This window comes from Rhodococcus sp. BH4, from assembly GCF_002079265.1.
GTDB classification, from domain to species: domain Bacteria; phylum Actinomycetota; class Actinomycetes; order Mycobacteriales; family Mycobacteriaceae; genus Rhodococcus_F; species Rhodococcus_F qingshengii.
The window spans coordinates 2,819,173-2,843,661 of sequence record NZ_CP014941.1; the positions used below are offsets into that span (position 1 = coordinate 2,819,173).

22 protein-coding genes are annotated in these 24,489 nt (G+C 63.4%); 14 read left to right on the forward strand and 8 right to left on the reverse strand.

Going from position 1 to position 24,489, the window contains the following annotated elements; all coding sequences use genetic code 11:
• Positions 1 to 17: 17 nt before the first annotated feature.
• Positions 18 to 848 (reverse strand): glutamate ABC transporter substrate-binding protein, encoded by an 831-nt coding sequence (locus A0W34_RS13125; protein ID WP_003942146.1) that lies wholly within the window; start codon positions 846 to 848, stop codon positions 18 to 20.
• Between the two features lie 124 nt (positions 849 to 972).
• Positions 973 to 1,701 carry a glutamate ABC transporter ATP-binding protein GluA gene (gene gluA / locus A0W34_RS13130; protein WP_007735175.1) on the reverse strand — a complete coding sequence of 243 codons (729 nt, stop codon included), beginning with the start codon at positions 1,699 to 1,701 and terminating at the stop codon, positions 973 to 975.
• A gap of 231 nt (positions 1,702 to 1,932) precedes the next feature.
• On the opposite strand from gluA, the gene miaB reads away from it, so the two are divergent.
• Together miaB and A0W34_RS13140 are read left to right on the forward strand one after the other, a co-directional pair.
• Positions 1,933 to 3,480 carry a tRNA (N6-isopentenyl adenosine(37)-C2)-methylthiotransferase MiaB gene (gene miaB / locus A0W34_RS13135; protein WP_081558802.1) on the forward strand — a complete coding sequence of 516 codons (1,548 nt, stop codon included), beginning with the start codon at positions 1,933 to 1,935 and terminating at the stop codon, positions 3,478 to 3,480.
• Complete coding sequence (locus A0W34_RS13140) at positions 3,477 to 4,067, forward strand: Rv2732c family membrane protein (protein ID WP_063316728.1); 591 nt, start codon at positions 3,477 to 3,479, stop codon at positions 4,065 to 4,067. The genes miaB and A0W34_RS13140 overlap by 4 nt, the downstream gene beginning before the upstream one ends.
• A 94-nt stretch (positions 4,068 to 4,161) precedes the next feature.
• Here the strand turns inward: A0W34_RS13140 and A0W34_RS13145 are convergent, their stop codons facing one another.
• Positions 4,162 to 5,547 carry a DUF349 domain-containing protein gene (locus A0W34_RS13145; RefSeq protein ID WP_003942193.1) on the reverse strand — a complete coding sequence of 462 codons (1,386 nt, stop codon included), beginning with the start codon at positions 5,545 to 5,547 and terminating at the stop codon, positions 4,162 to 4,164.
• 139 nt (positions 5,548 to 5,686) lie between these two features.
• On the opposite strand from A0W34_RS13145, the gene A0W34_RS13150 reads away from it, so the two are divergent.
• The 7 genes from A0W34_RS13150 (at position 5,687) to A0W34_RS13180 (ending at position 12,945) form a co-directional block, all read left to right on the forward strand.
• The gene (locus A0W34_RS13150; RefSeq protein WP_063316519.1) at positions 5,687 to 6,433 is read left to right on the forward strand and encodes a class III extradiol dioxygenase subunit B-like domain-containing protein; all 747 of its coding nucleotides are present in this window, start codon (positions 5,687 to 5,689) and stop codon (positions 6,431 to 6,433) included.
• On the forward strand, positions 6,421 to 7,356 hold the full coding sequence (gene miaA / locus A0W34_RS13155; RefSeq protein WP_007735177.1) for a tRNA (adenosine(37)-N6)-dimethylallyltransferase MiaA: 936 nt from the start codon (positions 6,421 to 6,423) through the stop codon (positions 7,354 to 7,356). Before A0W34_RS13150 ends, miaA begins: the two co-directional genes overlap by 13 nt.
• Positions 7,357 to 7,440: 84 nt before the next feature.
• The gene (locus A0W34_RS13160; protein ID WP_081557784.1) at positions 7,441 to 8,112 is read left to right on the forward strand and encodes a class F sortase; all 672 of its coding nucleotides are present in this window, start codon (positions 7,441 to 7,443) and stop codon (positions 8,110 to 8,112) included.
• Between the two features lie 32 nt (positions 8,113 to 8,144).
• A complete protein-coding gene (gene dapF, locus A0W34_RS13165) occupies positions 8,145 to 9,014 on the forward strand; it encodes a diaminopimelate epimerase (RefSeq protein ID WP_063316726.1) in 870 nt (289 codons plus the stop codon).
• 74 nt (positions 9,015 to 9,088) lie between these two features.
• On the forward strand, positions 9,089 to 10,564 hold the full coding sequence (hflX, locus tag A0W34_RS13170; RefSeq protein WP_081557785.1) for a GTPase HflX: 1,476 nt from the start codon (positions 9,089 to 9,091) through the stop codon (positions 10,562 to 10,564).
• 10 nt (positions 10,565 to 10,574) lie between these two features.
• The gene (locus A0W34_RS13175; protein WP_232330032.1) at positions 10,575 to 11,564 is read left to right on the forward strand and encodes a hypothetical protein; all 990 of its coding nucleotides are present in this window, start codon (positions 10,575 to 10,577) and stop codon (positions 11,562 to 11,564) included.
• Positions 11,565 to 11,619: 55 nt separating this feature from the next.
• Positions 11,620 to 12,945 carry an alpha/beta hydrolase gene (locus A0W34_RS13180; RefSeq protein WP_232330033.1) on the forward strand — a complete coding sequence of 442 codons (1,326 nt, stop codon included), beginning with the start codon at positions 11,620 to 11,622 and terminating at the stop codon, positions 12,943 to 12,945.
• 39 nt (positions 12,946 to 12,984) lie between these two features.
• On the opposite strand, the gene A0W34_RS13185 is transcribed toward A0W34_RS13180, so the two are convergent.
• From A0W34_RS13185 to A0W34_RS13200, 4 genes are all read right to left on the reverse strand, one after another.
• On the reverse strand, positions 12,985 to 13,242 hold the full coding sequence (locus A0W34_RS13185) for an HPr family phosphocarrier protein (protein WP_003942144.1): 258 nt from the start codon (positions 13,240 to 13,242) through the stop codon (positions 12,985 to 12,987).
• Positions 13,243 to 13,339: 97 nt separating this feature from the next.
• Positions 13,340 to 15,409 (reverse strand): PTS fructose transporter subunit IIABC, encoded by a 2,070-nt coding sequence (locus A0W34_RS13190; RefSeq protein WP_063316514.1) that lies wholly within the window; start codon positions 15,407 to 15,409, stop codon positions 13,340 to 13,342.
• A gap of 18 nt (positions 15,410 to 15,427) precedes the next feature.
• Positions 15,428 to 16,423, reverse strand: coding sequence for a 1-phosphofructokinase (pfkB, locus tag A0W34_RS13195; protein ID WP_081557787.1), 996 nt, complete (start codon positions 16,421 to 16,423; stop codon positions 15,428 to 15,430).
• A complete protein-coding gene (locus tag A0W34_RS13200) occupies positions 16,420 to 17,187 on the reverse strand; it encodes a DeoR/GlpR family DNA-binding transcription regulator (protein ID WP_003942134.1) in 768 nt (255 codons plus the stop codon). The genes pfkB and A0W34_RS13200 overlap by 4 nt, the downstream gene beginning before the upstream one ends.
• 191 nt (positions 17,188 to 17,378) lie before the next feature.
• On the opposite strand from A0W34_RS13200, the gene A0W34_RS13205 reads away from it, so the two are divergent.
• From A0W34_RS13205 to A0W34_RS13215, 3 genes are all read left to right on the forward strand, one after another.
• Positions 17,379 to 19,052 carry a putative PEP-binding protein gene (locus tag A0W34_RS13205; protein WP_050655800.1) on the forward strand — a complete coding sequence of 558 codons (1,674 nt, stop codon included), beginning with the start codon at positions 17,379 to 17,381 and terminating at the stop codon, positions 19,050 to 19,052.
• 75 nt (positions 19,053 to 19,127) lie between these two features.
• Positions 19,128 to 20,408, forward strand: coding sequence for a uracil-xanthine permease family protein (locus tag A0W34_RS13210; protein WP_020907537.1), 1,281 nt, complete (start codon positions 19,128 to 19,130; stop codon positions 20,406 to 20,408).
• 189 nt (positions 20,409 to 20,597) lie between these two features.
• Positions 20,598 to 21,740: an acyl-CoA dehydrogenase family protein gene (locus A0W34_RS13215; protein WP_007735194.1), complete on the forward strand. Its 1,143-nt coding sequence runs from the start codon at positions 20,598 to 20,600 to the stop codon at positions 21,738 to 21,740.
• 92 nt (positions 21,741 to 21,832) lie between these two features.
• Here A0W34_RS13215 and lexA read toward each other — a convergent pair whose 3' ends face one another.
• Positions 21,833 to 22,561, reverse strand: a complete 729-nt coding sequence (gene lexA / locus A0W34_RS13220; RefSeq protein WP_007735195.1) for a transcriptional repressor LexA — start codon at positions 22,559 to 22,561, stop codon at positions 21,833 to 21,835.
• Positions 22,562 to 22,828: 267 nt separating this feature from the next.
• Between lexA and A0W34_RS13225 the strand changes: the two genes are divergently transcribed.
• On the forward strand, positions 22,829 to 23,542 hold the full coding sequence (locus A0W34_RS13225) for a LysM peptidoglycan-binding domain-containing protein (RefSeq protein ID WP_030535544.1): 714 nt from the start codon (positions 22,829 to 22,831) through the stop codon (positions 23,540 to 23,542).
• Between the two features lie 194 nt (positions 23,543 to 23,736).
• Positions 23,737 to 24,234 (forward strand): transcriptional regulator NrdR, encoded by a 498-nt coding sequence (gene nrdR / locus A0W34_RS13230; protein WP_030535543.1) that lies wholly within the window; start codon positions 23,737 to 23,739, stop codon positions 24,232 to 24,234.
• Positions 24,235 to 24,489: the final 255 nt, after the last annotated feature.

Sequence of the window (24,489 nt, forward strand, 5' to 3'; positions counted from 1 at the left end):
ACGGTGAAAAAAGCAGGTCAGTAACGATCAACGGTGGGCGGCGCCGGGATGGGGTAGCCCGAAGCGCCAACGGTGTTGTTGAAGGCTTCTTCCCATGCGCCGGTGGAGATCATCTTCTCGATGGCGTCGTTGATCTTGCCGCGGGTCTCGGAATCGTCCTTGGCCAGGCCGACGCCGTAGTTTTCCGTTGTGAACGGTTCTCCGACGACCTTCAACTGGCCGGGGTACTGTGCGGCAAAACCAGCGAGGATGATGTCATCGGTGGTGACTGCGTCGACAGCGCCGTTGCGCAGTGCTTCGACACAAGCAGAGTAGGTGTCGAACTCCTGAAGTTGGACGTCAGGTACGGAGTCCTTGACCTTCTGAGCCGGAGTGGAGCCAGTCACCGAGCAGAGCTTCTTGCCGCCGCTGAGAGAATCGCGACCGGTGATGTCGGTGTTGTCGGAGCGAACGAGCAGCGATTGGCCGGCGATGAAGTACGGACCGGCAAAGCCGACCTTTTCCTTGCGTGCGTCGGTGATCGAGTAGGTGGCCACAATGTAGTCGACCTCGCCGTTCTGGATCAGGGTCTCGCGTTGGGCTGACGGTGATTCCTTGAAGGTGATTCCTTCGGGCTTCACGCCGAGTTCGTTCGCGATGTACCGGGCTACCTCGACGTCGAAGCCGGAGAACGTCCCGTCCGGATTGCGCTGACCGAGGCCGGGCTGATCGAACTTGATACCGACGGTGAGCGTTCCGTCGGCAGCACTCTGCGATGCGCTCTTTTCTTCTCCTCCACCACAAGCCGTGGCAGCGAACGCGATAGCCATGATTCCGATTCCGAAACGGACGGAGCGATTGATCTTCATGAAGATCCTCTCAGTTGTCGACATGCAAACGGTGCAGTCGAGATGAACGGTGCAGCCGAGGTGAACGGTGCAGTCGAGCAAGTTGTCTTGTGGACGAGGACAGGACTGTCGGAGGGGACTGTGATCAGTGAGTGAGGATCTTGCCGAGGAAGTCCTTGGCCCGATCCGACTTGGGATGGGTGAAGAACTCTTCGGGCGTGGTGTCTTCGACGACCTGGCCGTCAGCCATGAACAGCACACGATCGCCGGCTTTGCGGGCGAATCCCATCTCGTGCGTGACCACGAGCATGGTCATGCCTTCCTTGGCGAGGGAAGTCATGACGTCGAGGACCTCGTTGACCATCTCGGGGTCGAGAGCGGAGGTGGGCTCGTCGAACAACATCACCTTCGGCTGCATCGCAAGAGCGCGAGCAATCGCGACACGCTGTTGCTGACCGCCGGAAAGCTGCGCCGGGTACTTGTCGGCCTGATTGGCGATACCGACGCGCTCGAGCAATGCCTGCGCCGTCTTCTTGGCTTCGTCCTTCTTCGCCTTGCGAACCTTCATCGGTGCGAGCATGACGTTCTCGAGGATCGTCTTGTGTGCGAACAGGTTGAAGGACTGAAAGACCATCCCGACGTCGGCACGAAGTGCGGCAAGTGCTTTGCCCTCCTCGGGGAGCGTCTTGCCGTCGACGGCAATGGTGCCCGAGTCGATGGGTTCCAGGCGATTGATGGTGCGGCACAGAGTCGACTTACCGGAGCCCGACGGACCAAGGACGATCACCACTTGGCCCTTGGGTACCTCGAGATTGACCTCTTGCAGGACGTGAAGTTCCCCGAAGTGTTTGTTCACCGAGGTCATCGAAATCATGGATGTGGAATCGCCGGAGGTGGTCGGCGTCGTCGCATCGTCGGCTTGGGTCATAAACGAGAACCTTAGGCGTAGTTTGCGTCGACGCCCGTGATTTCGCCATGGTTCTTGCCATATGTAATGGAAATTTTACTGTGACGACGTTTATGTCGCGTTTCGGCTGTTTATCAGGGCGTTATTACACGTCGTAGTGGACGTGAGCTAGGCTGAAGCGTGTCACTGATCGACGAAATGTCCCCTGCACTTCCGGAGCCGACTGCAGTTCCGGAGCCGACGGCGAAGTCTGTTCGCACCTATGAGGTGCGGACGTACGGCTGTCAGATGAACGTCCACGATTCCGAGCGACTGTCCGGTCTGCTCGAGGACGCCGGGTATTCGAAGGCGGAGACCGGCACCGATCCTGATCTTGTCGTCTTCAACACGTGTGCGGTCCGCGAGAACGCGGACAACAAGTTGTACGGCAACCTCAGCCAGCTCGCCCCGAACAAGGAGGCGAACCCCGACATGCAGATCGCGGTCGGCGGGTGCCTGGCGCAGAAGGATCGTGACACCGTCGTCAAGAAGGCGCCGTTCGTCGATGTCGTCTTCGGCACTCACAACATCGGCTCGCTTCCCGCGCTGCTCGACCGTGCGCGTCACAATCGGCGCGCCGAGGTCGAAATCCTCGACGCACTCGAGGCGTTTCCGTCGACACTGCCAGCCAAGCGCGAATCTGCTTATGCAGGTTGGGTTTCCATCTCGGTGGGCTGCAACAACACGTGCACGTTCTGCATCGTTCCGGCCCTGCGTGGCAAGGAAGTGGATCGACGTCCCGGCGACATCCTGGCCGAGGTGCAGGCACTCGTCGACGAGGGTGTCTCGGAAGTGACCCTGCTGGGACAGAACGTCAACGCCTACGGCGTGTCGTTCGCCGATCCGGAGCAACCGCGCGATCGCGGAGCCTTCGCCTCCCTCTTGAAGGCATGTGGACACATCGACGGCCTCGAACGGGTCAGGTTCACATCGCCGCACCCGGCAGAGTTCACCGATGACGTCATCGAAGCGATGGCAACCACTCCCAACGTCTGCCCGCAACTGCACATGCCGTTGCAGTCCGGTTCGGACAAGGTTCTCAAGGCGATGAAGCGCTCGTACCGCAAGTCGAAGTACCTCGGGATCATCGAGAAGGTGCGCGCCGCAATGCCGCACGCCGCCATCACCACGGACATCATCGTCGGGTTCCCGGGGGAGACGGAAGAGGATTTCGAGGAGACGCTGGACGTCGTGCGCAAGGCGCGATTCTCCAACGCCTACACCTTCCAGTACTCCAAGCGCCCGGGCACGCCGGCGGCGGAGATGGCCGATCAACTCCCCAAAGAGGTTGTCCAGGAACGCTACATGCGATTGCTCGCCGTTCAGGAAGAAGTGAACATCGAGGAGAATCGCAAGCTCGTCGGCACCGAGGTCGAACTCTTGGTGGCAGCGGGGGAGGGGCGGAAGAACGCGGCGACTCACCGTCTCAGTGGTCGCGCGCGAGACGGCCGCCTGGTGCATTTCCGCCCCGAGGGAAACCTCGACGGCACAATCCGACCCGGTGACGTGGTGACGGTCGTCGTCACCCACGGAGCCCCTCATCACCTCGTGGCAGATGACGGAGTGCTCACGCACCGTCGGACCCGCGCCGGTGATTCGTTCGAAAAGGGCATCACACCCAAGACCCCGCCCATCGGCGTAGGTCTCGGACTACCGAAGATCGGTGCCCCGGCCCCACAACCCGTTCAGATGGGATGCAACGCATGACCTCGCAACACGAGAACACGACACCACAGCCGGGCGACGACGCCTTCGAGGGCTACCGCAAGGACCTCGACGACGCGGAACGCAAGGTCGCGGGAGAAATTGATCCGGGTGCGCGCGCCATGGTTGTCGCGGTTGCGGTGCTCGTGCTGGTCGGCACCCTTGCACTGCCCCATGCGGGAGTGGCGAACGGCTGGGATGTGCTCGCGTACAACCAGGACGCGGAAAGTGAACGGATTGCACTGTTCTCACGCTTGTTCGTGTGGTTCGTCGTCATCTTCGGCATCGGATTCTCGATGCTCGCGCTGGTCACGCGGCGTTGGAGTCTGGCCTGGGTCGCACTCGCCGGCAGTGCCGTGGCGAGCGCTCTCGGCATGATGGCCGTCTGGTCGCGTCAGACCATTCCCGCCGGTTTCAATGTGGCAGGACCGTCGATCGGGCTGATCATCGGATGGTTTGCCGTCGTGTTCTTGACGTTCCATTGGCTCAAGGTGGTCTGGACACGAACCAACATTCAGCTCGCCGCCGAGGAGCAACGCCGGATCGCTGCGGCCGAAGCCGAGAAGCATCAGGAATGGAACGTCGGCTGACACAGCAGGCCGTCCGTCCAAAGCACAAGACAACGCCGGCTGACTCCTTTCGGAGTGAGCCGGCGTTTTTGTTGTCTTTACAGCTCGTCGTCGATTACTCGTTGACGGCGCTTTCGGCAGCTTCGGCCCACTCACGCCACTGCTTGGCCTGAGCGAGAGCCTTCTCGGCGTCCTTCGTCTTGCCGGCAGCCTGAGCCTTGGCGGCCTGCTCCTCGAACTGGCTCACCCGCTCCTTGAACTGCGCGACCCGGGCAAGTGCTTCCGGATCGGTGCGACGCCACTCGGCGTCGACCGCGTCGCGCACCTTGGTTTCGATGGCCCGGAGCTTCGCTTCGAGTTCCTGCATTCGGTCGCGCGGCACCTTGCCGATCGCGTCCCACTTCTCCTGCAGATCGCGAAGCGCTGCGCGGGCGTTCTCGAGTCCGTGCGCCGGATCGATGTTCGCATTGGCAGCGAGCAGCTCCTCTTTTGCAACCGCGTTCTGCTCGAATTCGGCATCGCGCTCGGATGCAGCAGCGTTGCGCGCGGCGAAGAACACATCCTGAGCGCCCTTGAAGCGCTTCCACAGGTTGTCGTCGGCCTCGCGCGGTGCGCGGCCGGCAGCCTTCCACTCGCTGAGTAGATCGCGGAATTCCCCGGCGGTCTGTCCCCATTCAGTGGAGGTCGACAGCTTCTCGGCGCGCTCGACCAGTTCTTCCTTCGTCGAACGGGCGCTCGCACGATCCCGGTCGAGTTCGGCGAAGTGGGCTCCACGTCGCCGGTTGAAGGACTCACGAGCCTTCGAGTAACGCTTCCACAGTGCGTCGTCGACCTTGCGGTCGATTCCGCGAATCGTCTTCCACTCGTCGAGAATCTCGCGCAGTCGATCACCCGCGGTCTTCCACTGGGTCGACTCCGAGCCGATCTGCTCGGCCTCGACTGCGAGGGCCTCCTTGCGGGCGGTGCTTGCCGCGCGCGACTGTTCCTTCTCTTCCTTCGCGTGCGCTGCGGCCTCGTCGGAACCGGCAACGATCACGTCGAGTCGGCGAGCCAAAGCGTCGAGGTCACCGATCACTGCAGCGGTCGAGAGGGATTCGGACAGAGCGATGGCGGCAGCCTTGGTCTTCTTGGCGTCTCCGGCGCCCGACGTCAGTCGCGCCTCGAGTAGCGAGACCTCGGTCGCGAGGTCGTCATAGCGACGACCGAAATGGGCGAGGCCCTCGGTGGCGTCGCCGGCCTGCCACGAACCGATCTGACGTTCACCGTCAGCGGTCTTCACCCAGGCGGTTCCGTCTTCCTCGACGCGTCCGAACTTGCTCGGGTCGCTGGCCGGTGCGGCGGTGACGGCATGCGAGGCTGCTGGTCCGGGGCGAGGTGCTCCGGGGCGGGGCGCACCGGGGCGTGGTCCACCAGGTTTGGGAGCGCCGGGTTTGGGTGCTGCCGGGCTCGGGCTGGCCGAACTGCTGTCGGCGCCGGTGGTGGGTTCACTGTTCTCGGTCATCGGTCCTCGTCTCTGCCGCGCGTCACGGCTGCCTGATCGCATTCCTGGTTCCATTGAACCCGGTACTCACGTTCTCCGACTATTGAATCAGGTAAGAGGGTGTGAGGTCGCCACCTCGGGGTCGACTAGCGTGGCAACTGTGTTGACTTCCGCTGTTCTCGTCCCCTCGGCGCCGTTACTCGTGCCGGAATTGTCCGGTGATTCGGCCGAGTCCGCTCAGGTGCGTGCTACAGCGATAGCCGCCGTGCGCCGGCTCGCTCACGAGGCGGTGCACTGGGTGGGCGTCGGCGTCGACTCCGAGAAAGCAGCAGGCGAACTCTGGCGATCGGGCGTCGGACGTGGGCAGATCGGTACGTTCGCTGGATTCGGCGCCGATGTCCGGACGTCACTGGACGCGGATGCGGCAGGCGAACCGATGCCATCTCTCGAACTGTGCGCCCTTGTTGCCGGCTGGCTGCGTGGCCGAACAGACGTGGAGATAACCGTCGACATGCACGTCGTCAGTGCAAAGGCGTCGGCGAATGAATGTCGTGAATTCGGGCAGCAGCTGCGCAAGCAACTCGACAGCGACAACCGACCGCAAGGGCTTCTGATCGTTGCTGACGGTGCGTCCACGCTGACGGCAAAGGCGCCAGGAAGCTTCGACGAGCGCGCCGCGGGTGTGCAGTCGGCCATCGACGACGCCCTGACGGCCGGGGACCCGGAGGCGCTGCTTGCTCTCGATCCGCGGCTCTGCCGCAGTGTCGGAGCCCAGGGGCGCGCGGCGTGGCAGGTCCTGGCCGGTGTCTTTACGGGCTCGTCTCGGTCGGCCCATCCTCGCGCGACGGTCGACTACAGCGATGCGCCGTTCGGCGTCGGTTACCACGTCGGGACGTGGCGGCCGTGAACGTCCCTGAAGAACTTCGCCCGATCGCAGTTGTCGGTCCGACAGCGTCGGGAAAGTCCGATCTCGCGCTGGCACTGGCCGAGGAATTCGGCGGTGAAATCATCAACATCGACGCGATGCAGCTCTATCGCGGCATGGATATCGGGACCGCCAAACTGACACCGGCCGAGCGCCGTGGGATTCCGCATCACCTGCTCGACGTTCTCGATGTGAAGGAGACCGCCACCGTCGCGCGTTATCAAAGCGACGCGATCGCGATCGCCGAGGATCTGATCGCGGCGGGCAAGGTTCCGGTGATCGTCGGCGGATCCATGATGTACGTCCAGTCTTTGCTCGACGAATGGTCCTTTCCGGCAACCGATCCCGAGGTTCGTGCGAAGTGGGAGGCGGTGCTCGCCGAAGGAGGGGTCGGTGCGGTGCATACGGCGCTTGTTGCTGCTGATCCGGTAGCAGCGGCGTCGATACTGCCGACGGACGGTCGGCGGATGGTTCGGGCGCTCGAGGTCGTCGAGCTGACAGGTCTGCCGTTCGCGGCCTCGGCGCCGCAGATCGGTGACCCTCGATGGGGAACTCGCATTCTCGGCGTGGATCGGGATACGGAAGAACTCGACGCCCGGATTCGGTTGCGAACAGAGCTGATGTTTTCAGACGGACTTGTCGACGAAGTTGCCGTGCTCGTCGAGCAAGGATTGCGTGATGGCGTCACCGCGCCGCGAGCCATCGGCTACGCACAGGTGCTCGCACATTTCGACGGTGAATACGATCTGGCCGAAGCACTCGAACGGACGTTCATCGGGACACGGCGCTATGTTCGCCGACAACGATCATGGTTCCGTCGTGACGCACGCGTGCACTGGCTCGACGGTGCCGATCCGGAGCTGCCCAACTCCGCCTTCGCGGCGCTCGCAGATCGCGGTCTGTAACACGATCGAGCGGATCAGCTATCTTACAGTTAGCTATTTCGCGATCGATCGGTTTCGCGAGCGATGAACTGGAGGTCAACGAGCATGGCGCAGACCGCGGCGCACGCGCATCCGAAACGTCGACGCGCGGGTCGGCTACCGCTGGTTCTTCTGCTCGTCACATTTCTCACGGTCGGCGGGGTACTGATCTACTTTGCGGTGAGTGCGGCCGGGAAGCCCATCAGCGCACCTGTTCCCGAAGCACCCTTCGACGTGGGAGCTCCAACCGATCCAGGGGCGACGTGGGCGCCTGCGCCAACGGATCTGCCGCCGAACACGCTCGCGATTCCCGATCTCGATGTGCGAGCCGACATCGTGACCAGTGGGTTCGGCGCCAACCGCGGAATGATCCTTCCGCATCCTGACAAGGTTTCGCATTTCACCAACGGCGTGCAGTTCGGATCTTCGGAGGGTACCAATCTTGTTGCCGGCCACGTCGACGACGGTGATCGCACGCACGGCGCCTTGTGGGCGCTGCACCAGATGAAGCCCGGAACACCGATCTACGTGAGCGACGACACCGGAACGATGTTCACCTATCACGCAGCGAGCCTGAAGCTGTACGAAAAGGTGGCTTTGCCGGCCGAGTTCTTTTCCGAAACGGGTGCGCCCAGGCTGGTCCTCGTGACCTGCGGCGGCGCAACCGTGCCCGACCCCTCGTTGCCGTCCGGCTTCACGTACGAACAGAACGTCGTGGTCACCGCGTCACCTGCGTGAGTCGGTCGGCAGGTCCGGATAGGATGGCGACCATGGATTTCAGTAAGGGCCACGGCACGCAGAACGACTTCGTTGTTCTCCCTGACCTCGACGTTCGGGTCGATCTCGAGCCGGCGCGAGTTTCAGCGTTGTGTGATCGTCAGCGTGGCCTCGGCGCCGACGGCATCCTTCGTGTCGCCCGGGCAGGCGCACTTGCGGACGCGGGCGTGCTCGGTGCGCTGCCCGACGGCGTCGCTGCCGAAGACTGGTTCATGGACTACCGCAACAGCGACGGCTCCATCGCGGAGATGTGCGGAAACGGAGTTCGCGTATTCGCCCACTATCTCAAGGCCTCGGGCTTGGAGAGCAAGGACGAGTTCGTGGTCGGCAGCCGCGCCGGAGCGCGTCCGGTCGTGGTGCACGGCTACGACGCCACACATGGTGACGTGACCGTGGCGATGGGCCCGATCAAGGACCTCGGCACCAGTTCGGCAACAATCGACGGCCGCGTCTTCGCCGGCGTCGGCATCGACGTCGGTAATCCGCATTTGGCGTGTGTCGACGAGCACGTGACGGCAGAAGTTTTGAGTGCGCTCGATTTGAGTGTTTCTCCGGGCTTCGATCCCGGGTTCTTCCCGCACGGGGTCAACATCGAGATCGTGACGCCGATCCACGACGGTGGGGTCCACATGCGCGTACACGAGCGTGGTGTGGGCGAGACTCGTTCCTGCGGAACCGGAACGGTCGCAGCTGCGGCCGCGGCGCTGAGGTACGACGGCCGCGATGAAGGCTCGGTACTGGTGCGCGTGCTCGGCGGCGAGGTACAGGTCACCGTCGAAGGCGGCAAAGGGTCGTTGCGGGGGCCCTCGGTTCTGGTGGCGAGCGGAACGATCAGCGACGCGTGGTGGCAATCGCTTGTGTGATATCGCCCGCGGAAATACGCCTGCAGGAAATACGGATGCACCGTGGCCAGGTTTCGTGGGACCATGGATCTTGTATGACGAACACACATGAAAACGAAGAGTCCACCGCTCACGAGCAGTCCGAGTACGCGCAAGCCGAATACACGGCAGCGTCCGCATCGGGCAACCCGTCGACCGGTGAGATGCAACTCGCAGATCGCGGCGCCCTGCGCCGCGTGGCCGGTCTGTCGACCGAGCTCGAGGACGTCACCGAAGTCGAGTACCGCCAGCTTCGACTCGAAAGAGTTGTCCTGGTCGGCGTCTGGACGCAGGGAACTGCCGAGCAGGCCGAGGCGAGCATGACCGAGTTGGCCGCACTTGCCGAGACGGCCGGCTCCGAGGTCCTCGAAGGACTGGTTCAGCGTCGCGACAAACCCGACGCTGCCACCTACATCGGTTCCGGCAAGGCGCAGGAACTGCGCGAAGTAGTCCTGGCGACCGGCGCCGACACCGTCGTCTGCGACGGTGAGCTGACGCCGGCGCAGCTCACGGCGCTGGAGAAGATCGTCAAGGTCAAGGTCATCGACCGGACAGCTCTGATTCTCGACATCTTTGCTCAGCACGCCACGTCTCGTGAGGGTAGAGCCCAGGTGGCTTTTGCTCAGATGGAGTACATGCTCCCGCGTCTGCGTGGTTGGGGCGAGTCGATGTCGCGCCAGGCCGGTGGCCGTGCCGGCAGTAACGGCGGTGTGGGCCTGCGTGGTCCCGGTGAAACGAAAATCGAGACGGACCGCCGCCGTATTCGTGAGCGCATGGCAAAACTACGCCGCGAGATCAAGGGCATGAAGGCCGCTCGCGACACCAAGCGCACACGTCGACTGCAGAGCGACATCCCGTCGATCGCCATCGTCGGATACACCAACGCGGGCAAATCGAGTCTGCTCAATTCGCTCACCGGATCGGGTGTGCTCGTGGAGAACGCGTTGTTCGCCACCTTGGACCCGACCACTCGCCGCGCAGCACTCGACGACGGCCGCGAGTACGTACTCACCGACACGGTCGGCTTCGTGCGACACCTGCCGACTCAGTTGGTCGAGGCATTCCGCTCGACTCTCGAGGAAGTAACCGACGCGGATCTGCTGCTGCACGTCGTCGACGGTTCGGATCCGTTGCCGACAGAACAGATCAAGGCTGTTCGGGAAGTCGTCACCGATGTTCTGCGCGAGACGGATTCGAAGGCTCCGCCGGAGTTGATCGTGGTCAACAAGATCGACGCGGCAGATCCGGTTACGTTGACGCAACTGCGTGGTCTGTTGCCTGGTGCCGTGTTCGTCTCGGCGCGGACGGGTGAGGGAATCGCCGAACTAAGAGCACATCTCAGCGAGGTGCTGGTTCGGCCGGAGGTCGAGGTCGACGTGCTGGTGCCGTACACGCGCGGTGACTTGATGGCTCGAATCCACTCGGACGGAACGATTTTGGAATCGACTCACGAAGAGGCGGGAACGCGGGTGCACGCACGCGTGCCACAGATGTTGGCCTCGGCATTGGTCGAGTACGCACCTAGTGCGTAGTTTCGGGGCCGTGGTCGCGGTGATTGCTGCGACTACGGCAGCCGCACTGCTTCCCGGAGCGCTCGCACAGGCGTCGTCGTTCGAACCGAGCGAGTTCGCCCCACTCTGTACGCCTACCGATCCTGCGCTCCAGGAGTTGTCGGGGATGGTCGTCGTCGACGATCGGATCTACGCGATGGGTGACGGCGGCAGTGACGACTTCGTATTCGAAATGGACCTGAACTGTGTTGTCCAGAAACAGATTCCGGTCCCGATAGATCCTTACGACGTCGAAGATCTTGCGGTGAGTGGGCGAACGCTCGTTCTGTCGGACACCGGTGACAACCTCCGGACCCGCGAAACAGTGGCGTTCATCACGATGGACCTCGATTCCGGTGACGGTACGTTGCACCGCCTCACGTACCCGGACGGTGCGCACGACACCGAGTCGATACTGCTCGACCCCGACGGCCACGTTTTTGTCGTGACCAAGGAATTGTTCGGCGAAAGCAGTGTCTACACACCGGTCGGGGATCAGAAACTGAGTGACTTGGCGCAGCCCGGCCCGACGCCGCTCGAGCGCGTCGGAGCCGTGTCCCTCGGACCGGAGAAGCCCGTGTCGGTGATGTTCACCGGGGGAGCGGTGTCGTCGGACGGTTCGGCGATCGCACTTCGGAGTTACTCCGACCTGTACCTGTACGAAGTCGTGGACGGCGGAATCGGCGCGACGCTCACCGGTACCGAACCGCTGCGGATCCCGCTCCCGAAGGAGCCTCAGGGTGAGGCGGTGGCATTCAACGATGCGGGCGATGTTCTGATCGGTTCTGAATCTGCCGGCGGAGCGTTGCCGCCGGTGTACGTGATGCGAGCGCTCGTGGACGCGACAGAAGCGACGGCTGACTCGTCTGACGGTTCGGTCGGTGTCGGGGTCGATCCGTGGACATTCGTGTGGGCCGGGTTGGTCGCGGCAGGATGTGCGATCGGGGGCGCGGCATTCGTGAGATTTCGACGACGCCGCTGATTCCCGATAATTCCACGAATTCGCAGACCGACGGTAGATGTGGATACTGGAACGAATGCACGGGCATCAACTCCTGACGCGGCTCTCGCGTATGTCACTCGAGCACGGACACATCACCGCAGCGCTGCTCGTGGGTTCCGTCATCGTCGGCGTCGGCACGTTGCTTCTGCTTCGGTGGTTGCCGCGTCGGGCCGCGTTGGTCGCGCTAGGTCTGTCAGTGCTCGGATCAGCCACCGGTGCGATGTTCGTGTGGCTCAGCTTTCGGCCGCTGCCCGCGCAGCTACCGGCGTCGAATTTTGTCTGGATAGCGCTGGCGATGTTCGGAGTCATCGGCGCCGCACTCGTTCTCCTTCGGCGCCCAGGGCTTGCGCGTGGCCTTTCGGTGACGGCATTCGCCGGGCTGGCCGCGATCGTCGCAGTAGGTCAGGTCAACGCGCAGACCGGCACCTATCCCACACTCGGCTCACTGGTCGGGCACTGGCCGGTCGGGTCGGTCGAGAACATTGCCTTCGATTCGCTCCCCGGGGCCGAACCTTGGGTACAACGGGGACTGCCCACCGAAACTCATTGGCAGGTTCCGGTGCGGATGCCGAGCAACGGTGTCGTGACGGAAGCGGCGATTCCAGGAAACGTTTCGGGATTCGACGCGAGGCCTGCGACGCTGTATCTCCCGCCGGCCTATCTTGCCGATCCGCGTGCCGAGTTGCCCGTACTGGTGTTGGTGGCGGGTGAGCCCGGCAGCCCCAGCGACTGGCTGGACAGTGGCCGGCTCGCGACCACCGTCGACGCCTATGCGTCGAGGCATTCCGGGCTTGCTCCCGTCGTGGTGGTGCCCGACGCGTTGGGGGACTACGACGCCAACCCCGGCTGCATGAATTCTGCGCTCGGCAACGTCGCGACGTATCTGGACCAGGACGTCCCGAACTGGATCGAATCGAACCTTCAAGTGAATCCGGACGCTGCGCAATGGGCTATCGGTGGGTTCTCCTACGGCGGGACATGCGCGATCGAGATGGCCGTGAACTTCCCGGACCGATACCCGTCGTTCCTGGACTTCTCCGGCCAGGACGAACCGTCGACCGGTGATCACGAGGACACCGTGGCGGCCATGTTCGACGGTGACGAAAGCGCGTTCGACGCGGTCAACGCCCGAGACCTGATGGCGCAGAATCGGTATCCGCAGTTGTCGGGTGTATTTGTCGCGGGTGAGGACGACGACATCTACCGCCCTCAGCAGGAGATCATGTTCGAGGCTGCACGCGCCGCCGACATGAACGTGGACTACTACACCCTTCCCGGCGGGCACTCGGGTGATGTGTGGGGCACTGCTCTGGAACTCGAAATGGACTGGCTGGGCCGGACACTCGCACTGACTCCGTGAGAGTGTCCGGCCCGCTACACAGCACCGACTGACATCAGGTCAGGCGTCGAGATCAGCGGCTACCAGCTCGGCGACCTTGGCGAGTGCGTCGGCGTCGTCGGACTCGATGGTTACTTCGGTGTCCTTGGCGGCTCCGAGCGTCATGATCATCAGTGCCGACCCTGCATCCACCGGTTCGCCGTCGGCGACTGCGAGGGTGACCGTGGCGCCGGAGGCTCCGACTGCTTCGGCGATGAGAGCGGCGGGGCGGGCGTGGAGGCCGACTGCGGAACCGACGGCAACTGTCTTGCTGGGCATGGGATCTCCTCGTTGTAGAACTGTCGTTGCGGACGTTATGGGGTGTTCGGGCAGATCTGGTGACTCAGGTGGTGACTGCAGCGTTGCCTGCTGTCGATCATGCCGCAGCGGGCACGATTTCGGGGTCGAGTTCGGCATCGGACGGCCCCTTGCGGAAGAACTCCTTGGCTCCGACGACGGCGAGCGCAGCTACCACGGTTCCCGCGGCGAGCGAGACCAGGAACCAGCCGATTCCGCCGACTGCGAAGAAGACGAAGATCCCGCCGTGCGGGGCGCTGAGAGTGACGTCGAAAGCCATGATCAGCGCGCCGGTGACCGCGCCGCCCGCCATCATCGAGGGGATCACGCGAAGCGGGTCGGCAGCGGCGAACGGAATCGCGCCCTCGGAGATGAATGCCGAACCCAGCAACCAGGCAGCCTTTCCGTTCTCCCGTTCGGCTTCGCTGAAGAGCTTGGGACGCAGCACCGTCGAGGCAAGTGCCATGGCAAGCGGCGGAACCATACCGGCAGCCATGACAGCCGCCATGATGCGCAAAGTGGCCGGGTCGTTGACGTTGAGTCCGGCGACGGCGAAGGCGTAAGCCGCCTTGTTGACCGGTCCACCGAGGTCGAAGCACATCATCAGGCCGAGAATGATGCCGAGGAAGATGGCCGAGCTGCCGGACAGTCCGTTGAGCCAGTCGGTGAGACCGGAGGTGATCGCGGCGAGCGGACGCCCGAGGACGATGAACATCAGTGCTCCGACGACCAGCGTCGCGAACAGCGGGATGATCACCACCGGCATCAGGCCTCGCAGCCACTGCGGGACGGCGATCCGGCCGATGTAGAGCGCGACGACACCGGCGATGAGACCACCGACCAAGCCGCCGATGAAACCGGCACCGACGAACACGGCGACCGCGCCGGCTGTGAAGCCGGGAGCGATGCCAGGCCGGTCGGCGATGGCGAAGGCGATGTAGCCGGCCAACGCGGGCACCAGGAAGCTGAATGCCAACGAACCGATCTGGAACAGCACTGCGCCGAGATAGGTGGCCAGACCACCGTCGGGAAGGTTGGTGATCGAGTTGTTGAGAACGATGTCCTTGGCCGGACCGGAGATCTCGTATCCGCCGAGCAGGAAGCCGAGTGCGATCAGCAGACCGCCGGCCGCGACGAACGGGATCATGTAGCTGACACCCGTCAGGAGGACCTGACGGAGGTGGGTGCCGAATCCTACGGAACCGGCATCGGAATCCGCGGCCGCTGCGGCGGTGCCGTCAACGGTGGCGGCGGCGGGATTCTCGGAGGCGCGCAACGCTTCTGCGAGCATCTTGTCCGGCTCGTTGATTGCCCGCTTCACACCGGAAGCGACGACGGGCTTACCGGCGAATCGTTCGCGGCCCTTCACGCCGACGTCGGTGGCGAAGATGACCGCGGCGGCTCCCGCGATCACCGAAGGGTCAAGGGGGGTGCTTCCGCTTGAACCTTGCGTTTCGACGTGCACCTTGACGCCGGCGCGTTCACCCGCGGCGACGAGTGAGTCCGCCGCCATGTAGGTGTGAGCGATTCCGGTCGGGCAGGCGGTGACCGCGACGATGTGACGCTCCGCGGGCGCTGGTGCCGGGGTCTCCTCGGTAGCGTGTTTCCCGGTGGAAACAGGTGCCGGGGGTGTCGCTGCCGCAGCCTTTGTTGCAGGATCCTTCGGTGCGGGATTGAGTACCTCGTCGACCAGTCTCACGATCTCGTCCGGCGTCGACGCTTCACGAAGTGACGTGACGAACGCGGGCCTGACGAGTGCTCGGGCCAAGGAGGAGAGCAGCTTCATGTGCTCGGCCCCGGCGCCTTCGGGTGCCGCGATCAGGAAGACCAGATCGGCGGGGCCGTCGGGTGCACCGAAGTCGACCTTCGGATCGAGTCGAGCAAACCCCAGGGACGCGGACGAGACAGCCTCGGCGCGGCAGTGGGGAATTGCGATTCCGCCGGGCAGTCCGGTCGCGGACTGCGCTTCGCGAGCGAGTGCGGCATCGACCAGTCCCGCGGCGTCGCTCGCCCGCCCCGCTGCAGTCAATCGCGCTGCGAGAGAACGAATGACATCTTCCTTGGTCGAACCCAGGTCGGTGTCGAGTGAGATCAGTTCGGGACTGATGATCTCCGGGCCGGAACTGCCGGCTGCGGTGGTATCGGACATGTCAGGTTCCTTAGGGCGTCAGGCGAGTTCGGTGGGGACGGGGATGGGAGAGGCGGCATCTGCTGCAGATACCGAAACCGCTGCCAGATCGATCTGTTCGGGTGTGGGAAGGGTTGTGCCGGGAAGGGAGGCAGCGGCGCTTCCGTAGGCGACCGCGTGACGTAGCCGCTCGGATTCCGAGCCGCCGCCCGCTTCGGCGAGGATGTAGCCGGCCAGCGATGAATCGCCTGCGCCGACGGTACTGACTGCGACAATCGGGGGAGCGGTGGCGATCCACGCGCCGTCGGACGTGACGAGGACGGCACCGGCTGCGCCGAGTGTGGCGAGCACACTGCCGACGCCGCGATCGACCAATCGCTGCGCCGCCGTGATTGCAGGCCCGGGATCACCGTTCTCGGCAGCACGTTCGAGGACGTGGCCGTCGACGCCGGTCAGTTGCGCGAGTTCCTCGCCGTTGGGTTTGAGCAGGTCGGGTGCCGAGCCGGGGAAGCCTTCGGCGAGTGCCGTCAGCGGGGCGTCCGAGGTGTCGACCGCCACCTTGCACGGGTGATCGCGCAGCGCCGCGACAAGTTCGCCGTACCACCCCAGCGGAACGCCGGGAGGCAGTGAGCCGGACAGCGCGAACCACAGTGCGGTATCGGCGCGGGCGATCAACTCCTGTGCCAGGGCGTCGAGCGTCGAACCGGACAGCGTTGCGCCCGGTTCGTTGATCTTCGTCGTGGTCCCGTCCGGTTCCGCGATGGTGATGTTGGTGCGAGCCGGACCCGTTGTGGCGACGCCGATGTGGGGAATCCCACCGGCTGCGAGCGCCGAGAGCAACGGATCGCCACCATTTCCCGGTAGAACGGCGAGCACGTCGAGGTCGGCTGCGGCGAGAACACGCGCGACGTTGACCCCCTTGCCGCCGGGGTCGCTGCGAGTGGAGTGGGCGCGTAGGACGGAGCCTCGTTCGAGCCGTTGCTCGAGTTGTACGGTCCGATCGATACTCGGGTTGGCTGTCAGTGTGACGATCATGCGATCACCACCTCGATTCCGTGGTCGTGGAACTCGGATGTGTCTGTGGGACTGATCTCTTCGTCGGTGATGAGGACGTCGATGCTGTCGAGTGGCGCGAAGCTGATCAAGTGCTCGCGGCCGACTTTGCTGGAATCGGCTACCACGACAACGTGATTGGCGGCCTTGACCATCGCTCGTTTGACGGCGGCCTCTTCGCTGTCCGGGGTGGAGAGTCCGTGCCCGACGCTGATCGCGTTGGTTCCGACGAAGGCGACGTCGACCCGCAACGTGCTCAGCAGGCGCAGAGCGTCCTCGCCGACCGCGGCTTGCGTCACCCCGCGTACTCGTCCGCCGAGCAGGATCAGGGAAATCGAGTTCATCGATGCCAGTCGTGCGCCGATCGGCACGGAATTGGTCACGGCCGTGAAGTCGTTCTCGGTCGGTAGTTCGGGGATCATGCGGCCCGTGGTCGTGCCCGCGTCGAAGATGACGCTGCCGCCGGTAGGAGGGAGATAGGTGACCGCGCAGCGGGCGATCCGGTCTTTCTGTTGCGCGCGGGTCTGATCGCGTTCCGCCATGCCCGGTTCGGTCACGTGGAGGGATCCGGTCGGAACGGCGCCGCCGTGTACACGCCTGATCTGTCCGATCCGCTCGAGGAAGGCCAGATCGCGACGCACGGTCTCGGTGGTCACACCGAAGGTTTCCGACAGCGCCGCCACGGACATGCGTCCGCGCTGCGACACCATGGTGCCGATCGCTTGTTGGCGTTCTTCCGCGTACACGTGCTCTCCGATTCCGAAATGTGATCCGACGGTGCGTTGTGGATCACAGTGAATGTTGCTTTATGTTGTTTTACGCCCGAGTGTGTTGACATGTCAAGACTTGGGAGTAATCTTCGTCACAACGAAGGTGAGGGCTTTACGCGCTCGAGGTGATCCGGTGTGACACCGGGCCCATCGCTCAAGGAGGACAGATGACCGAACAGCTCAACCGAATCACCGTGCACGGCACCCCCGTCGTGCCCGGAATTGCCTACGGCCCGGCTATCTGGCCGTCCAGCCGACCAGAACTCGTCACCGATGCACCGGCCCTCGACGAGGCCGATCGAGAGGCCGCTGCAGACGCCTTCGTCGCAGCAGCGAAGGCGGTCGAGAACCGCCTTCTCGGACGGGCTGCCGAAGCCACAGGCGCGGCCGCCGAGGTCTTGCAGGCCAACGCGGCGATGGCAGCTGATCGTGGCTGGATCGGGGCGGCCAAGAAGTCGATCGCCGGCGGAGTGCCCCCGGTGCAGGCTGCGATCGCGGCGACGGAGCAGTTCGTGGTGCTGTTCACCAAGGTCGGCGGTGTGATGGCCGAGCGCGTCACCGATCTCGAGGACATCCGCGACCGCGTGATCGCCGAACTCTCCGGATTGCCCGAACCCGGAGTTCCGATGCCCGAGACGCCGTCGGTGCTGTGCGCGGACGATCTGGCTCCTGCGGACACCGCGGGCCTCGATGCAACCAAGATCATCGGACTCGTGACCATCTTCGGCGGCCCGACCAGCCACACGGCAATCATCGCGAGGCAGTTGGGCATCCCGTGCATCGTGGCTGCGAAGGAATTGGAATCCATCGCGGCCGGAACACCGATTCTGATCGACGGAACCACCGGCGACGTGATCGCGGAGCCGGATCCCGAACAGGCGCGCGAACTGGTCGAACAATCCCGGATCGATCGCGAACGCGTCAGCACGTGGACCGGACCAGGCCGGACGTCGGACGGTCGGCCGGTAGACGTTCTCGCCAATGTTCAAGACGGCGCGGGCGCTCGCGCCGCGGCGTTGACCGCAGCGGGAGGCATCGGGCTCTTCCGGACCGAACTCTGCTTCCTCGGCCGTGAGACCGAACCGACCGTAGACGAGCAGGCGGCGATCTACGCCGAAGTTCTCGAGGCCTTCGCAGGAAAGAAGGTCATCATTCGCACGTTGGACGCGGGTTCGGACAAGCCGCTCAAATTCGCCAACCATCAAGAGGAAGCGAATCCGGCCCTCGGCGTTCGTGGGGTCCGAATCGCCTGGCAGGACATGGGAATTCTCGACCGCCAGCTCGACGCGATCGCGGCAGCCGCGGCGTCGACCAACTCGTCCCCGTGGGTCATGGCACCGATGATCGCCACCCCGGCCGAGGCGAAACGCTTTGCCGATGCGGTGCGGGCACGCGATCTCGTTCCCGGAGTCATGGTGGAGATCCCGGCGGCGGCGCTGCTGGCCGACCAGATTCTCGAACACGTCGAATTCCTCTCGATCGGTACCAACGACCTCGCTCAGTACACGATGGCCGCTGATCGGATGTCCTCCGAACTCGCCGACCTGACCGATCCATGGCAGCCCGCGGTGCTCGCCCTTGTCGCACGTACGGCCCAGGCCGGTCAGGCGGCAGGCAAGCGCGTCGGCGTCTGCGGTGAGGCGGCCGCCGATCCACTGTTGGCGTGTGTTCTGGCCGGACTCGGAGTTTCCTCGCTGTCGTGCGCTGCGGCGTCGGTCGCGGGTGTGGGAGCGAAGGTCGGGTCAGTCACCATGGCGCAATGTGAGGCGGCTGCGGCGGCGGTGCTGGCAACCGGTGATCCGGTGGCAGCGCGCAAAGCGGCGGCCGACGCAATCAGCTGAACTGGTTTCGTTGGTCTCGGTCGGAGACCGAGCGCCTGACCTCTAGTATTTCGACCTGTGATCGAACGAGAAACAATGACCGGGGCCGGCGGAATCGGCTGGACTGTCCACGGAGACGGCAAGCGGATCGCCGACGGAGCCGTCGTGGCGCCGGACGAACGACTGAGTTGGCCGCGCACCATCGGAATCGGGATGCAACACGTCATCGCGATGTTCGGAGCGACACTGCTCGTTCCGACCATCACCGGCTTCCCCGTCACGACGACGCTGTTGTTCTCGGGTATCGGCACCGCGCTGTTCCTGCTCATCACCCGGGGCCGGATCCCGAGCTATCTCGGTTCGTCCTTCGCGTTCATCGCCCCGCTGACAGCGTCGGCAGGATCGGGCCCGGCCGCGCAGCTCGGTGCCGTCATGGCCGTCGGCATCGTGTTGATGTTGATCGGCGTCGCCGTACGTCTGATCGGCAGCCGGGTCATCGACGCCGTCATGCCGCCGGTAGTGACAGGCGCCGTCGTCGCGCTGATCGGTCTCAACCTCGCTCCGACGGCGGTCGGTTCCTTCGAATCGCAGCCGCTGATCGCCACGGTCACGCTCGTTTCGATCCTGCTGGTCACGGTCGTCGGTCCCGGGCTGCTCGGCCGGTTGGGCATTCTGGTCGGCGTCGTGATCGGCTGGGTCTTCGCCGCGGTCATCGGTGGTCTCGACAGTGAACGAGTGTCCGCTCTGCGCGAAGCCGACTGGTTCGGGCTGCCGAGTCTGCACGGACCGTCGTTCGACTGGTCGGTGATCGTGCTCGCGCTGCCCGTGGTGATCGTTCTGGTCGCCGAGAACGTCGGACATGTCAAGGCGGTGTCCGCCATGACGGGTAAGTCCCTCGATGACCTGGCCGGCAATGCGCTGTTTGCAGACGGTCTCGCCACGACCTTGGCGGGCGCCGGCGGCGGATCCGGAACCACCACGTATGCCGAGAACATCGGGGTCATGGCAGCGACGCGTGTGTACTCGACCGCGGCGTACTGGGTAGCGGCCGCCACCGCCGTGATCCTGGCATTTTCGCCCAAATTCGGTGCACTGGTCTTCACGGTTCCGAACGGCGTCATCGGCGGTGCGACGATGGTTCTCTATGGACTCATCGGCATTCTCGGTGTGCGCATCTGGATGGAAGCGAAGGTGGACTTCACCGATCCGGTCAACCTGACCGTCGCCGCTGCCGCACTGGTTGCCGGCATCGGGAACCTGACGCTGACCATTGGTTCGGTCGAGCTGGGCGGCATCGCTTGGGGGTCGATCGGCATCCTGGTCGCCTACCCGATCATGCGATACCTCGCCAAATTCCGTACTTCGAGTAACAGATAACCGCTACAGTCACGAATCGTGATCGTTCGGGTCATCGACGGGTATCGCAACAGGTTCTACCGTCGGAGGCAGTGACGTGGGCCCGCGAACTTCGGCGTGCCCAGTCTCAGCGAAAACATCCCGACCGGGTACATCGTCCCCACCGGGTACATCACTGAAGTGCCGTATATCGAATTGCAAGGAGTCGGCGTGGAGCGCACCCTGTTCGAACCGGAACATGAACTCTTCCGGGAGTCGTACCAGAAGTTCTTGGCACAGCACGTGGCACCGAACCACGAGAAGTGGGAAGAGCAGAACATCGTCGATCGTGACGTCTGGGTCGAGGCCGGAAAGCAGGGATTCCTGGGAACCGCGGTACCTGAGGAATTCGGCGGCGGCGGTGTCAAGGATTTCCGCTACAACGCGATCATCACCGAGGAAACCACCAAGGGTGGCTTCAGTGGTATCGGCTTCACGCTGCACAACGACGTGGTGGCGCCGTACCTCCTGGAGTTGACCAACGAGGAGCAGAAGCAGCGTTGGCTACCCGGATTCGCGTCGGGTGAGCTGATCTCGGCGATCGCGATGACCGAACCGGGTACCGGTAGCGACCTGCAGGGCATCAAGACGAAAGCAGTTCGCGACGGGGACCACTGGGTACTCAACGGTTCGAAGACCTTCATCACCAACGGAATCAACGCCGACATCATCATCGTTGTCGCGTGCACCGACCCGGACAAGGGTGCTCAGGGCTTCAGCCTCCTCGTGGTCGAGCGGGACATGCCCGGCTTCGAGCGTGGACGCAATCTCGACAAGATCGGCATGAAGGCTCAGGACACCGCCGAACTCAGCTTCACCGACGTACGCGTTCCCGCTGCCAACCTGCTGGGCGAAGAGGGAATGGGCTTCTTCTACTTGATGAAGAACCTTCCCCAGGAACGACTCTCGATCGCCGTCGTTGCTGCCGCCGCAATGGAATCGGTTCTCGAGAGCACGATCCAGTACTGCCGTGACCGCAAGGCATTCGGCAAGTCGATCGGCAGCTTCCAGAACACCCGATTCGTACTGGCCGAATTGGCAACGGAGACCACGGCAGTGCGCATCCTGGTGGACAAGTTCATCGAGCAGCTCAATGCCGAGAAGCTGACCGTGCAGGAAGCTGCGATGGCGAAGTGGTGGACCACCGAAGCTCAGGTCAAGCTCATCGACCGCTGCCTCCAGCTGCACGGAGGCTACGGCTACATGAAGGAATACCCGGTTGCCAAGGCGTATATGGACTCTCGTGTGCAGACCATCTACGGTGGCACAACCGAGATCATGAAGGAGATCATCGGACGTTCGCTGAATCTCTGATTCGGGTGATGGACCGCTGATCGTCACGAAAAGACTCTGGGCCCCGGCTGATGCCGGGGCCCAGAGTTTTGTGATCGAGGGTGCGAGCGAACTCAGATCTTCCGCATGACCGTGACAACCTTGCCCAAGATGACGGCGTTGTTGCCGGGAATCGGCTCGAAGAGGTCGTTGTGCGGCATCAGCCACACCTCCTTCTTCGTACGCTTGAACGTCTTCACGGTGGCTTCGCCGTCGATCATTGCGGCCACGATGTCACCGTTCTCGGCGACGTTCTGCTGACGGACGACAACCCAGTCGCCATCGCAGATCGCTGCATCGATCATCGACTCACCGACAACCTTGAGCATGAAGAGCGAACCTTGGCCGACGAGCTCGCGGGGGAGTGGAAACACATCCTCCACAGCTTCCTCGGCGAGGATCGGTCCGCCGGCAGCGATGCGGCCCAGGATGGGGACGAACGCCGGCTCTGGCAGCGGGTCGGCACTGTTGTACTCGCCGGAATGCTTCGACACCGACGCGATGGCGGTATCGGCCGCAACCTCGTCGAGACCCCGAACATCGACTGCACGAGGGCGATTGGGATCGCGTCGAAGGAAGCCCTTGCGCTCCAACGTTCGCAGTTGATGCGCGACCGACGACGTGGAGGTAAGCCCCACCGCATCCCCGATTTCGCGAATGCTCGGCGGATACCCGCGCTCCGTCACCGAATCGCGGATCACTTCGAGAACGCGCCGCTGACGCTCGGTGAGCGTCTCGCTCGACGGAGACGGAACTGCAGAAGCTCCTGCCTCCGCGGCTGTGCTGGAGCGATCGTCCTTCATGGCCTGTTGCCTCCGTGTCTGAAGAAGTCGTGTCTGAAGAAGTCGTGTCTGAAAACTGCCTGCAAAAGTGCCTGGTGCAAGTCGCGCAGAAACCTGTCGGTGCCTCCTGCCAACATTCGAGCTGTCGACAAACACGGAGGCTTTCGCAATTCCCGCTGTGTGGTCTGACACGAATCTAGCCGGATTTGCTCGCGGTTTCAAACATCTGTTCGATTCGTGTCGCTCCAAGTAGAGACATTGTCGGCCAGGCGTGGTAGAAATTCGAACATGCGTTCCATCGAACGCATGATCGAACACATCGATCGGTGTCGACCAGCGGAGGTCACGATGGGTAACGCAGCACTGAAAAGCAACAGGGTTTTCGACGACGCGATTGGTTTCGACGCGTTTGGTTTCGACGGTACGTCGGCACTGAAGTACCACCCCTCGTTCTATGGGCCCGATGCAGACGCTGTGTCCTTCGAACGGCGCGGAGCGGCCGAAATGCATGGCGTGGCCAGGGATGTCGACAACGAACCGCAGGCGGCCGTCGTTCGCCGGGTTCCGGCGGTGGGCGCGGTTTCAGGTTCGCGTTCATTGCGCGAATCTCCTCGCCGGTGGGACAGCGAGCACGATTCGTCACGCCCGTACGGAGGAAGTTTCGCGCACCGAAACAGGGTCGGTGTGTCACGGGTCGAACATGAAGTGGCCGCCGAGGATGTCAGTTGGAAGACGGTTTTCCTGGGCGCCGTATTCACCGCATTCGCAGTGTTGGCGTTGGTGGGGATCGGCGCTTTGTCGAGTGGTGACGTAGCTGCGACAAACGGCGCGACCGAAGTGGTTCGCGTTGCCGCGGGTGAATCCCTCAGTGATATTGCTGCCAAGGTTGCACCTGGCCAGGCTGTCGGTTCGGTGATCGAGCAGATCATGGATCTCAATGCGATGTCGAGTTCCGGGCTGTCAGTGGGACAAACGCTGATCGTGCCGGCCTCGGGGCGCTGACCCACCCCGTACCAGGCGGGGGCGTACCGAGCGTGAGAGCAGTCCGTTCACAGCGAGTAAGCTGTCCACTTGACAGTCCCACCACCTCGGGTGGTCGCGTTGAGTACGTGGATCTGCTCTGTAAATCGTCGGAGGATTTGCAGTCGGTAGCGAATCTGAGTTGCGGCCATTTCGGCGACAACGAAGGAACCCCGATGCATTGCCCGTTCTGCCGGCACCCTGATTCCCGAGTGGTCGATTCGCGCGAGGCCGACGAGGGCCAGGCGATCAGGCGGCGCCGTTCGTGCCCCGAGTGTGGCCGCCGATTCACCACGGTCGAGACGGCAGTTCTCTCGGTCGTGAAGCGCAGCGGCGTCACGGAGCCTTTCAGCCGAGAAAAGGTTGTCAAAGGTGTGCGTCGCGCATGCCAGGGCCGCCAAGTGGACAACGATTCGCTGAATTTGCTCGCCCAACAGGTCGAAGATGCCGTTCGAGCTTCGGGTTCTGCCGAAATTCCCAGTAACGAGGTAGGGCTCGCGATCCTCGATCCGCTTCGAAATCTCGACGAAGTCGCCTACCTGCGATTCGCATCGGTGTACAAGTCCTTCAGCTCGGCTGCGGATTTCGAACGTGAGATCACCGACATGCGCGAGCATGCAGAGACCCGTGCCGCCGAGAAGGCTCCCGGCGCCGAGACCGTTTCCGTCGACTGAGGCCTTCGCCTCAGATAACGCTGAGAGCACAGAGCGGTCTTAGGTAACGCTGAGAACACAAAGCGAACAATCGAACAAATCGGGCACGTTATTCGCTTAGTGTCTACCAGGTACGTTCGTCCGCATCTCGGATCTTCACGGAGGCGTTATGAACTTAGTTGCAGTTCTCGGAGTCGTGAACAGCCTGGTAACCCTCGGGTTCGCCAACACTGTTGCCACCTTTGGCGGTTTCCTCACCAACGTCAACATTCAGAC

Bases quoted from the DNA above. Each gene is read 5' to 3' on its own strand.
- lexA (WP_007735195.1), bottom strand. From the start codon at position 22,561: ATGAAGGACGATCGCTCCAGCACAGCCGCGGAGGCAGGAGCTTCTGCA.
- A0W34_RS13125 (WP_003942146.1), bottom strand. From the start codon at position 848: ATGAAGATCAATCGCTCCGTCCGTTTCGGAATCGGAATCATGGCTATC.
- gluA (WP_007735175.1), bottom strand. From the start codon at position 1,701: ATGATTTCGATGACCTCGGTGAACAAACACTTCGGGGAACTTCACGTC.
- nrdR (WP_030535543.1), top strand. From the start codon at position 23,737: ATGCATTGCCCGTTCTGCCGGCACCCTGATTCCCGAGTGGTCGATTCG.
- A0W34_RS13160 (WP_081557784.1), top strand. From the start codon at position 7,441: ATGGCGCAGACCGCGGCGCACGCGCATCCGAAACGTCGACGCGCGGGT.
- A0W34_RS13140 (WP_063316728.1), top strand. From the start codon at position 3,477: ATGACCTCGCAACACGAGAACACGACACCACAGCCGGGCGACGACGCC.
- A0W34_RS13180 (WP_232330033.1), top strand. From the start codon at position 11,620: ATGCACGGGCATCAACTCCTGACGCGGCTCTCGCGTATGTCACTCGAG.
- dapF (WP_063316726.1), top strand. From the start codon at position 8,145: ATGGATTTCAGTAAGGGCCACGGCACGCAGAACGACTTCGTTGTTCTC.
- A0W34_RS13190 (WP_063316514.1), bottom strand. From the start codon at position 15,409: ATGTCCGATACCACCGCAGCCGGCAGTTCCGGCCCGGAGATCATCAGT.
- hflX (WP_081557785.1), top strand. From the start codon at position 9,089: ATGACGAACACACATGAAAACGAAGAGTCCACCGCTCACGAGCAGTCC.
- A0W34_RS13225 (WP_030535544.1), top strand. From the start codon at position 22,829: ATGCGTTCCATCGAACGCATGATCGAACACATCGATCGGTGTCGACCA.
- A0W34_RS13205 (WP_050655800.1), top strand. From the start codon at position 17,379: ATGACCGAACAGCTCAACCGAATCACCGTGCACGGCACCCCCGTCGTG.
- A0W34_RS13145 (WP_003942193.1), bottom strand. From the start codon at position 5,547: ATGACCGAGAACAGTGAACCCACCACCGGCGCCGACAGCAGTTCGGCC.
- A0W34_RS13210 (WP_020907537.1), top strand. From the start codon at position 19,128: ATGACCGGGGCCGGCGGAATCGGCTGGACTGTCCACGGAGACGGCAAG.
- pfkB (WP_081557787.1), bottom strand. From the start codon at position 16,423: ATGATCGTCACACTGACAGCCAACCCGAGTATCGATCGGACCGTACAA.
- A0W34_RS13185 (WP_003942144.1), bottom strand. From the start codon at position 13,242: ATGCCCAGCAAGACAGTTGCCGTCGGTTCCGCAGTCGGCCTCCACGCC.
- miaB (WP_081558802.1), top strand. From the start codon at position 1,933: ATGTCCCCTGCACTTCCGGAGCCGACTGCAGTTCCGGAGCCGACGGCG.